This window comes from Neisseria sp. P0019.S002 (assembly GCF_051957155.1).
Taxonomy (GTDB): domain Bacteria; phylum Pseudomonadota; class Gammaproteobacteria; order Burkholderiales; family Neisseriaceae; genus Neisseria; species Neisseria perflava.
This window is the reverse complement of sequence record NZ_JBQCWS010000038.1, coordinates 1-600: the sequence shown is the minus strand read 5'-3', so window position 1 is coordinate 600 and position 600 is coordinate 1. Positions and strand designations below refer to the sequence as shown.

The following is a 600-nucleotide window of genomic DNA, read 5'->3' as shown; positions in this document are numbered from 1 at the left end:
AGATAAAACTGGGCTGACCAAAGACTACGATGTTCGTCCATTAATTATACAGATGAACGAAAGCGACCACGATCTACTTACTCGTTTGATGAGAAGTGAAAATTTAAGCTGGTTGATTGATGAAGCCGAACTCAATGTTGCCAACATCTCAGCACCGATCCAAGCTCAAAAACTACGTTTAATTGATGACAACAGCCAATACACTGCGCTAGAACGCAGAAGCATCCGCTTTCACCGCAGTTCCGCGGTAGAACAGCAAGACACGATTACATCATTTACAGGTATACGTTCACTCCAACCGACTTCAGTACATATTCACCGTTGGCAAGCCGATATTCTTGAAACTGAAGAAGGTGCAGGCAATGTACAAAGCAAACATCAGCACAGTGACCAGTACGACAACGCCAGTCTAGGCTTAGAACAAGTATGGCACTTTAGCCCTGCATGGATACCTGACCTGAATGGGGAAGATGGTGCAACACCATCAGGCAACAGTCAGATCGAACGCTTTAACCAAAACCTTAGCAACTACTACGATGCCCAAGCCAAACAATTTACGGCAATATCGACGGTACGAGATGCACAAGTTGGCTATTACCT

Annotated in this window: 1 protein-coding gene; it reads left to right on the top strand. The window is 44.8% G+C overall.

The window, feature by feature from the left end:
- Positions 1 to 600 (top strand): phage late control D family protein (locus tag ACTHTY_RS11405; RefSeq protein ID WP_440367722.1); only part of this gene is annotated, 600 nt, incomplete at both ends.